The organism is Erwinia sp. V71, from assembly GCF_965644245.1.
Classification (GTDB): domain Bacteria; phylum Pseudomonadota; class Gammaproteobacteria; order Enterobacterales; family Enterobacteriaceae; genus Erwinia.
Genome location: NZ_CBFFRK010000158.1, coordinates 1 through 9,790, shown reverse-complemented (window position 1 = coordinate 9,790; position 9,790 = coordinate 1). Strand labels below are relative to the sequence as shown.

Below are 9,790 nucleotides of genomic sequence, written 5' to 3'. Positions count from 1 at the left end.
TACAGCTCAGCTAAGGTAAGGCTAATACAGCTAAGGACTCCACTGAACCCCACCGATTAAATCGCACCTTCCCTAAGGAAAAGTTGTTTCGCGAGCAGAACCGATAGGATTGCGGATTTTCGCATCGGTAAGAGTCATTTGGGGGTCGCTCCGTCATCGAACTGACAATGACCCCAAATCAGACCACCAATTGACCCGGATGCAGAGGGAAAAACAGAAACGCATCGGGAAGAGTTTTCACGCTAACTCGTTGAATCTATACCGCACAGGGATTCGCAGGGATGCATGAGAACAGGATATTGGCTCCTCTGACTGGGATCGCCTTTGCCAGTAACTGGCTAATAATTAAGCTAAATCGGAAATCGCTTTCTGTCAAGACCACCAGAGTGACCACCAATGGGCACAGGTTACATAAAGTTGGTTTGAGCGCCTCGCTGCATGTGGTGAGTTACTATGACTATGGTGTGTCCTTGTAGTGGTCAACTAAAACTGGCCACCGCTTGAGAGTTTTTCCAGTATCGGTTTTCCGATTCGTTTGGGGGTAACCCACCGTTATATTCATGCGGCCTTAGCGAGCTGTAATACCCGACGATATAGTCTGTGACCGCATGAGCTGCTTCGCTAAAGTTTATATAACCAGTCACCGGCACCCACTCGTTTTTCAGACTCCTGAAGAATCGTTCCATCGGGCTGTTATCCCAACAGTTTCCGCGTCTGCTCATATTCTGCCTGATCCGGTAGCGCCACAGTAACTGTCGGAACTGCCTACTTGTATAGTGGCTACCCTGGTCACTGTGGAACATCACTCCAACTGGTTTACCGTGAGTTTCCCACGCCATTTCCAGCGCTTTGATGGTCAGCCTGCTGTCCGGTGAGAATGACATTGCCCAGCCCACCGGTTTCCTTGCGAACAGATCGAGAACAACAGCGAGGTAAGCCCAACGCTTGCCTGTCCAGATATACGTCACATCGCCGCACCACACCTGATTGGGCTCTGTCACTGCGAACTGTCGCTCAAGGTGATTCGGGATAGCGATGTGTTCATGACCACCACGTTTATACCGGTGAGTGGGCTGCTGACAACTCATCAGCCCCAGCTCTTTCATGAGCCTGCCGGCAAGCCAGCGTCCCATTCTGAAGCCTTTCAGGGTTGCCATAGTCGCGATACTTCTTGCGCCAGCAGAGCCATGGCGGATGTTATGCAACTCCAGAACCTGACTGCGTAATACAGCCCGCTTGCCGTCAGGCTTTTCGGGGCGTTTTTTCCAGTATTTGTAACTGCTGCGATGAACCCCGAACACGTGGCAGAGTGTAACCACAGAATAGTGCGCTCTGAGTTTCCCGATTAACGAGAATTGTTCAGGGAGTCTGACATCAAGAGCGCGGTAGCTTTTTTAATATTTCGTTTTCCATCTCAATACGTTGCAGTTTTTTCTTTAACTCACGTATTTCAATCTGTTCAGGTGTTATGGGTGAAGCTTTAGGCGATTTACCTTGCTGTTCTTCCCGTAACTGCCTTACCCAGCGCGTCATTGTCGACAGGCCGACATTCATGGCATTAGCTGCGTCCATGACAGTGTAATTTTGGTCAAGAACTAACTGGGCAGATTCCCGTTTAAACTCGGGGGCTGAAACGCCTTCGCATTGTGTCACCTGTGTTGTTATGAGGTGAGGATATCACCTCTTATCAGGTGGCCAAATCCATTAAACCACTACACTGCTCCTGAGTAGCTGGGGGGCAGTGAAGAAGTCACGGTCACTGGAGAACAGATTGTCTTTGCCCTTGTACTGGAAGGTAAGAGCTGAGAAGTTATTGTTTATAAGGACTTTTTTCCACGGAGTCTGCTGTAGGGTGGGATTGTGCCCACCCGCCCCCTAACACTTTATAGAGTGTGATGAGATTTGATTTGTGCGATAGCTCGCTTTGAATCAGTGCCTGTTGTGCTGAATACAGTGTGCGCTGCGCATCAAGTACCTCCAGATAACTGGCTACCTCATTGGAGTATTGAAGTTGCACCAAATCATAGGATGCCTGAGCGGCTTCGGTGCGTTTACGCTGTGCTACTAGTTTCTCGCTGACTACGCTTCGATCGGCCAGCGCATCGGCAACCTCCCGAAAAGCTGTCTGGATTGATTTTTCGTATTCAGCGACGGCGATATCGCGTTCTACCTTTGAGGTGTCCAACTGAGCCTGCAAACGTCCGCTATCGAAGAGCGGGATGGTAATCTGTGGTGAGAAGCTCCAGCTACGGCCACCGCTGTCAAACAGGCTCGATAGCTCGTTGCTGGCACGGCCAATCGACGTAGTCAGGCTGATGCTAGGAAAGAATGCGGCACGAGCTGCACCAATGTTCGCATTAGCGCCGATCAGATCGTGTTCGGCAGCGAGAATATCTGGACGGTTGTGTAGTAGATCCGAGGGCAAGCCTGATGGTATCTCACTGGCACCTAGAAGTGTAGTCAACGCACCAGGGGCGGGCAGCAACGTGTCCGGTAGTGACGTTCCTAGCAGCAGTTCGAGTGAATTGCGATCTGTCATCACGAGCTTATCGGTATTCAATGCTTCGACGCGGGCATTTTCCAGTTCTCCTTCTGATTGGCGAAGCTCTAACTGAGAAGATTTTCCGACGTCGGTGAGACGGCGCTGCAGATCATACGCTTGTTGACGACTGCGCAAGGTTTCATGTGCCAGCTGTTGTAGATCCTGATCCGATGCAAGTGTCAGGTAGCTCCCTGCTACTTCGGAAATCAAACTGATATGTGTTGAACGCCGTGTTTCTTCGGTAGATAAATAAGACTGTAGTGCTTTTTCTTTTAGGCTGCGTACGCGCCCGAACAGATCGAGTTCATAAGCGCTGACGCCAACATTGAGTGAATATGAACGGGAAACGCCGCCAAAGCCCGTGTAAGAAATCGAAGCTGGAGTACGCTGTGCTGATTCTGAACCAGAAATGTTGACGCTGGGTAGCAGATCCGCGCGCTGAATACGGTATTGCGCCTGAGCTTTCTCAATATTCAACGCTGCAATGCGCAAGTCGCGGTTATTGTCTAAGGACAGCTGTATAACCTGACGCAACTTCGGATCGGTGAATAAATCCTGCCAGCCGATATCTGCGGCCGTTTTGGTGGAAGGATTCGATGTATTCGAGAGTGTGGACCACTGTGTGGCAACTGGTGATACGGGGCGCTGGTACTCAGGTGCCATTGTGCATCCTGTCAATACCGAGGTCAGTACAATTATCGACAGCAACCGTGATCGATTGACAAAAGAGTGAGAGTAGCTGTTTGTAAGGAAAGCATTCATAGATGTGGCACCAGGGCTCTTGATTCGGAGCCGACGACATTTGTCGTCGGCGTGTAATATTAACAGTGTGTGGTTCATTCGACGTCATGCGGAATTCTGAACCAGATGAGGTAGAGTGCAGGCAGGAATAGCAGCGTCAGCACGGTTCCCACAATGATGCCGCCCATCATGGCGTAGGCCATTGGCCCCCAGAAAATCTCTCTGGAAATGGGGATCAACGCCAGTGTGGCTGCGGCAGCCGTCAACATAATTGGCCGCATACGATGCTCTGTGGCTTCTACGACGGCTTTCCAGGGGGACAAGCCTTCTGCACGCATTGTTTCGATATGCACGACCAGAATGACGGAGTTCCTAATCAGAATACCGATGAGAGCCAATACACCCAATATGGCGACGAAGCCGAGCGGTGCGTTACTCAACAGCAAAGCAGCAACCACGCCGATCAAGGCCAATGGCGCGACGGAAAAGACCAGAAACAGGCGGTGAAAACTCTGCAACTGGATCATCAAGATCGTCGCCATGACGAAGAGCATGAGCGGGATGACCTTGATAATCGGACCCTGGGAATTACTACTTTCCTCAACGGCACCAGCTACATCGATAGCGTACCCTGCAGGTAGATTTTTGCTGAGTTCATCAACCCTTGGGGAAAGCGCTTTGACAATTGTCGCGGGTTGAGTGGCGTCGTTGACGCCAGCTTTCAGAGTAATCGTTGCGGTACGATCGCGGCGCCATATCGTTGGCTGTTCAAGCTCATAGCGGAACGTGGCAACGGAAGACAATGGAACCAATTGCCCGTTGCTGCTCGTAAGTTGTAAATCGAGCAGTGATTCGACCGATCCTCTATCATGTTCTTGCCCGCGCCACAGAACGTCTACCAGATAAATATCATCTCTGACTTTCGTGACTGTATCGCCCTGAGCCACACCGTTTAACGCTTGGGCGATGGTTTCCGTTGAGACGCCCATTTGTCTGGCTTTATCCTGAAGGACATTCACTTTTACAACCCGTGCAGGTTCGTTCCAGTCAAAGGCTAGATTGTTCAACGAGGGGTGAGCACCAACGATGGCGGCAAGTTTGTGCGACAGGTCACGCACGACTTGCAACTCTGGGCCCGATACGCGGTACTGCACCGGTTTGCCAACCGGAGGACCGATGTCCAGCAGCTTGACATAGGCATCTGTACCCGGGAAGGTTTTACCCAGATAGTCTCGGAAATCCTTCAGTAGTCGGTTTCGTTCTTCGATCCCTTTGGTGACGATCACCATCTGCCCAAAAGAAACGGATGATGGCTGAACATCAAAAGCCAGAATAAAACGCGGTGCGCCAGATCCGACATAACTTGACCAGTGGAGCACATCGGGGTTGCCGTTAAGTTTTTCCTGCTCGAACTGCGCCATCTGCCGACTGGTTTCTGTAATAGCGCTGTTTTGCGGGAGATTCCAGTCAACAACCAACTCTGGGCGATCGGAATTCGGGAAGAACTGCTGTTGTACCTGCGACATTCCTCCAATTGAAGCAGCAAAAAAAATCCCGGTTACGATAACGGTTAACCAGCGATGCCGCAGGCAAAACTGCAAAGTACGAGAGAAGAACTGGCCAAATTTACTCTTATGTTCGTCGTGCTTTTTCATCGTAGTGGGTAGGATGGTTACTCCCAGCAGAGGGGTAATCAGCACTGCTACGACCCATGATACGAGCAAGGACACGGAGATAACCACAAACAGCGTAAAGGTGAACTCGCCAGCGTTACTGCCGTTGAGTCCCACCGGGATAAAGCTTGCAACAGTGACGAGCGTACCCGTCAGCATCGGGAATGCGGTGGATGTATAAACATGCGTTGCAGCTTTTCTCAGGCTGTCCCCAGCTTCCAGTCGGGCGACCATCATCTCGGTCGCAATCATGGCATCATCCACCAGAAGGCCCAACGCAATAATCAACGCACCGAGTGAGATGCGCTGTAATGAGATATCCGAGTAATACATCGCCACAAAGGTTATCGCCAGGACTAACGGAATAGTGATGGCAACGACCAGTCCGGCCCGCAAGCCCAGGCTGATAAAACTGATGATCAGAACAATGGCGACGGCTTCAAACAGCGCGTGTGTAAAGCCTGAAACGGCATCATCGACAACAGCGGGCTGATCGGAAACGCGATCTACCGATACACCGATGGGTAAGTCATGAACAATACTTTTCATCATGCGATCGAGTGCGTCGCCAAACTCCAGTAAATTGCTGCCGGGTTTTAGTCCCACCGCTAACGCGATGCCGGGTTTTCCATTAAAACGAAAGAGGGTAGTGGGGGGATCGACGTAACCGCGTGTAATCGTGACGACATCACTCAGCGGGAGGAAGCGGTCATTTACCCGGAGATTGATATTCCGCAAGCTTTCTTCTGAAATAAAGCCGCCGCCAACACGCAGGGCGATACGTTCAGAGCCTGTTTCAATGAAACCGGAAGGCGTTACCGCATTCTGTGCCTGTAATGCTGCCATTATCGCGGAGCGATCAATACCCAAGGCCGCGCTTTTGCGGGTTGATAGCTCCAGAAAAATAACCTCATCCTGAGCACCGAGAATATCGACTTTGCCAACGTTGGGTATCGTGAGAATCTTTTTACGCGCGTCTTCGACCCTATCGCGTAATTGTCGATGTCCCACGCCATCGCTGGTAAATGCATAGATATTGCCGAATACATCATCAAAACGGTCATTAAAAAATGGCCCGACCAAACCAGACGGAAATTCTCCATGAATATCGGACATCATATTGCGAACGCGCTGCCAAATCTGCCGGACATCTTTCGACGGAGTGTCATCTTTGAGATCAACGAAAATAGTGGTTTGTCCTGCTGTAGTCTGGCTACGGGTGTGTTTGAGGGTATCGAGCTCCTGTAGTTTTTTTTCAATACGGTCGGTTACTTGTTTGGTCACTTCTTCTGCCGACGCGCCAGGCCACTGGGCCTGAATAACCATTGTCTTGATGGTGAAAGAAGGGTCTTCTTCTCGACCCAGCTCAAGATAGGAGAAAAGCCCCGCCAGAGCGGAAACAAGGACAAAATACCAGACGAGGGAACGATGATTCAGCGCCCAGTCCGAAAGGTTGAATTTACTCACTGATTTGGCTTCCTTTCAATTCGGACCTTCTGACCGGGGGTCAGCACGTTAACACCAGCAATCGCGACATCTTCACCCTCGTGCAGACCAGATGCGATACGAACATATGGTGTTCCGGTCTGAATGGCCTCTATCTCCACTGCTCTGAGTGAAACCGTCTTTGCCGTAGGATCAATGATCCAGACAGAGAATCCGCCCTCTTGCTGCCGGATGGCGGTAGCAGGTAGTACAATAGCATCATGGGATTGATCTATCTTGACCGGCGTAGCGGTGACCATTGAGCCGAGACGGAATTGTGCTGGTGCACCGTCTATACCTATTTTCAGCCTGCGCGTTCGTGTACTGGCATCGGTTTCCGGCGCAATCTCCCGTAGTGTGCCAACGGCATGTATCGTATTGTCAATTTGCAGTGAAACATCGAAGCGACTGCCCAGATGCAAATCGGCAAGCTGCGTTTCTGGTATGTCTACCACCACATCGCGCAACCCCTGCTGTGACAGTCGCAGTGTGGTTTGTCCAGCGGTGACGGTTTGTCCAGCCTCCACCGAGACGTCGCTGATGACACCATCAAACCTTGCTCTCAGCTTGGTGTACCCCAACTGTTCACGTGCTTTTTCCAGGCGCGCTTTTGCTTGTACGACGGCAGATTGGGCTGAATTCATCTCCTGCTCGGCCAATTCCAGGTTTTCGGCGCTCATCGCGTTGGCGCTCACCAAAGCTCGTCTGCGTTTCTCGGTTAATACCGCAATATCTTGCCGGGCGACAGCATCGCGAAGGTTTGCTTCAGCGCTGAAGACACCCAGTTGTAGCGTCAGAGGATCGAGCTCGGCAAGTACGTCACCTTCATGGACGAGATCGCCCACGTCGACATAGCGTGATATAACCCGTCCCATGGTCTGGAAGGCCAATTCGGACTCAAAGCGTGCCTGTACAGTACCGGGTAAGTGCATGTTCTGTGTTTGCTCCAATTTTGCAGTCATTGAAAGAATGGGGCGAGGCAAATCTTCGGACGCGCTTTTCTGATCACAACCAGAAAGAAACACGACCGAGAAGCAGGAAAACAGCCATTGATAGCGGTTCATTTCAGTGTTCCTCCCATGATACGGATTGCCCTTCTCTGAGAAATTTTCCACCGCTGGTAACGATAAGTTCTTGCGGCGCAATCCCTGCTGTCACGATGAAATCGCGTGAGCGATAGTGTGAAACCGTGACTTCACGTAGTGAAACTGAATGTTTTGTCGTATCGATAATCCAAACAGCAGGCATACCCAGTGAAGAAGTGATTGCACTGGCAGGTAGAACGATCCCTTGTTGCGGGGGCGAGTGGAATTTGCCGACGACCGGTGTTCCGAGCGGCCACAACGTATCTTCCGGCAATGTCGCTTTGATTCGGATGGTTCCAGAGGCTTCTGTCAGTACGGGAGAGAGCTCCCTTATTTGTGCTTGTATCTGGCGTGAGCGGTCTGTCACCAATGCGATATCGACATTGGTAAGCGGTTGCCCATGCAGAAAATAGGCCTCAAATACCTGAAAGACGGCTTCATGCTGACCATCTTGAGCCAGCGTGAAGACAGTTTGTGCCGAAGAGACGACCTGACCAACTTCAACATTGCGGGAAGTAATAATACCGTTGGCGTCAGCCCTCAAAACGGTAAAGGAGCTGGCATCAAGCGCTGTATCTAATGACGCTTTGGCCGAGGCCATGGATGCCTCGGCGGTAAGTAATTCCTGCCTTGACTGATCCCAGGTCGCTTGAGAGATGGCTTTCACTGGAAGCAGTTTCTGATTACGAGCAAAAACGCTCTGTTTCAGTTTCAATGTGGCGCGTGCAGAACGTAGTTCTGCCTGAGCAATCTCCACATCAGCCCGTTTTTCCGTATCGTCCAGACGAGCCAGAACATCCCCTTTTTTGACTCGGTAACCGGTATCTACCAGACGTTCAGTTACCCTGCCATTCGTACGGAATGCGAGGTTGGCTTGGTATCGCGCTTTAACTTCACCCGTGATTTCTGCCCCGGACTGATATTGCGCTAGGGGGGCTCGGATTGCCTGAACCTGTTGTGTGGGGACAGACGAATTCGTGTTTTTGTCGCCACAGCCTGCGAGCAATACACAGGTAAGCGATAGGGAGAGCATAGAAAGTGATTGCATGAGGTTCCCATCGTTGCAGTTATACAAACGAGAGAATACTAGTCACTGACTAACTAGTCAGTCAATTTAATTCTTGTGCAGAAAAAAAGACCTGCTTACCATAGTGCTGTTTAATAATAATGGCGTAAGCGATAAACCTCGCCTGGAAGTAACGTGCATGAATTGCATCGGCCAGTGTTTCCTGTTGAGTTCTTCCGTGTGGGCAAGGTTACTAATAAAGCCAATGCGTGGATCCATCGCGTTCACGCTGAGCCGATAATGCGGTTATCGTTCTTTGCTATTATCAGGCCAGACATAGTGTCAGGCTTAAGGAGCATATGGTTATGTTAAAAAAATTATCCAGAGCGGAGCAGAAAGCACGTCGCCCTCGTGAAATCATTGAAGCTGCTTTTGAGGAGTTCAGTGAAAAAGGGTACATGGCGACTCGCCTTGAGGACGTAGCTAAGCGCCTTGGTATCACCAAAGGGACCATTTATCTTTATTTCCCGACAAAGGAGGCGCTGTTTGAAGCCATGGTTCGGCATACGTCGCAGCCTTTCGCTGATGTGCTTGAATTACTCAATACGTTGGAAGGAAGTTATGCGGAAAGATTTCGCGCTCTGTTACTGCTGGCTTATGAAAAAATCTCTGAAGACAAAAAAATCCAAAAGATGATTCGGCTATCGATGATCGAGAGCATGCATTTTCCTGAACTGCTGCAGCGTCATTACAATGAGTTTATCGTTCCCCTAAGCAACGCGGTCGATCAACTTGTTAAAGAAGGTATAAACGCTGGGGAATTTAGTTATGGCGCGGCATCACGTATGCCTGATGTCGTGATGAGTTCGGTATTACATATCGCAGTATGGCAGTTGCTAATGGCGAACAGGCGAGATATTAACGAGGTGTCTTTCATTGACGCGCATGTTGATATGACGCTGAATGGATTGATAGTACGCGATTGATTTGTAATGATTTTATTCGGTTTTCGTATTTAATCGCAGATGTAACCTGACAGGTATTTGTAGTGGTCAACAAAAATAGGGCACTCTATCTGGATTGTTTGTAGAACACTCGCCCTAATTCGTTTTCGCTAAGGAAGGTGCGATTTAATCATTCAAAGTTCTGTTCATGACTACAATGATTGCCGTTCATCTATTGTTTTCAGTGTTTTGGGCGGTTCTTTGTTCATTTACCATACGATGACAGGACGAAAAAATGGTTCCCATCGAATTAA

The 9,790-nt window shown here is 50.1% G+C and carries 5 protein-coding genes and 1 pseudogene; 1 reads left to right on the top strand and 5 read right to left on the bottom strand.

The features are described 5' to 3' along the window. Window positions 1–479: 479 nt before the first annotated feature. The 5 genes and pseudogenes from ACSZO1_RS20585 to ACSZO1_RS20565 all read right to left on the bottom strand — a co-directional run bounded on the left by ACSZO1_RS20585 (window position 480) and on the right by ACSZO1_RS20565 (window position 8,574). Window positions 480–1,645 (bottom strand): annotated as a pseudogene (locus ACSZO1_RS20585) (IS3 family transposase). Between the two features lie 165 nt (window positions 1,646–1,810). Then, on the bottom strand, window positions 1,811–3,304 hold the full coding sequence (locus ACSZO1_RS20580; protein WP_437615987.1) for an efflux transporter outer membrane subunit: 1,494 nt from the start codon (window positions 3,302–3,304) through the stop codon (window positions 1,811–1,813). Window positions 3,305–3,378: 74 nt separating this feature from the next. After that, complete coding sequence (locus tag ACSZO1_RS20575) at window positions 3,379–6,423, bottom strand: efflux RND transporter permease subunit (RefSeq protein ID WP_437615985.1); 3,045 nt, start codon at window positions 6,421–6,423, stop codon at window positions 3,379–3,381. Then, window positions 6,420–7,505: an efflux RND transporter periplasmic adaptor subunit gene (locus ACSZO1_RS20570; protein WP_437615983.1), complete on the bottom strand. Its 1,086-nt coding sequence runs from the start codon at window positions 7,503–7,505 to the stop codon at window positions 6,420–6,422. Before ACSZO1_RS20570 ends, ACSZO1_RS20575 begins: the two co-directional genes overlap by 4 nt. Window position 7,506: 1 nt before the next feature. Beyond that, on the bottom strand, window positions 7,507–8,574 hold the full coding sequence (locus tag ACSZO1_RS20565) for an efflux RND transporter periplasmic adaptor subunit (protein ID WP_437615981.1): 1,068 nt from the start codon (window positions 8,572–8,574) through the stop codon (window positions 7,507–7,509). Between the two features lie 323 nt (window positions 8,575–8,897). Here ACSZO1_RS20565 and ACSZO1_RS20560 point away from each other — a divergent pair, with 323 nt between their 5' ends. Continuing rightward, window positions 8,898–9,518 carry a TetR/AcrR family transcriptional regulator gene (locus tag ACSZO1_RS20560; protein ID WP_437615979.1) on the top strand — a complete coding sequence of 207 codons (621 nt, stop codon included), beginning with the start codon at window positions 8,898–8,900 and terminating at the stop codon, window positions 9,516–9,518. The last annotated feature ends 272 nt before the right edge of the window (window positions 9,519–9,790 follow it).

What these genes read in the sequence shown, in the direction of transcription:
- ACSZO1_RS20570 (WP_437615983.1), bottom strand. Translation starts at nt 7,505, where the DNA reads ATGAACCGCTATCAATGGCTGTTTTCCTGCTTCTCGGTCGTGTTTCTT.
- ACSZO1_RS20580 (WP_437615987.1), bottom strand. Translation starts at nt 3,304, where the DNA reads ATGAATGCTTTCCTTACAAACAGCTACTCTCACTCTTTTGTCAATCGA.
- ACSZO1_RS20565 (WP_437615981.1), bottom strand. Translation starts at nt 8,574, where the DNA reads ATGCAATCACTTTCTATGCTCTCCCTATCGCTTACCTGTGTATTGCTC.
- ACSZO1_RS20560 (WP_437615979.1), top strand. Translation starts at nt 8,898, where the DNA reads ATGTTAAAAAAATTATCCAGAGCGGAGCAGAAAGCACGTCGCCCTCGT.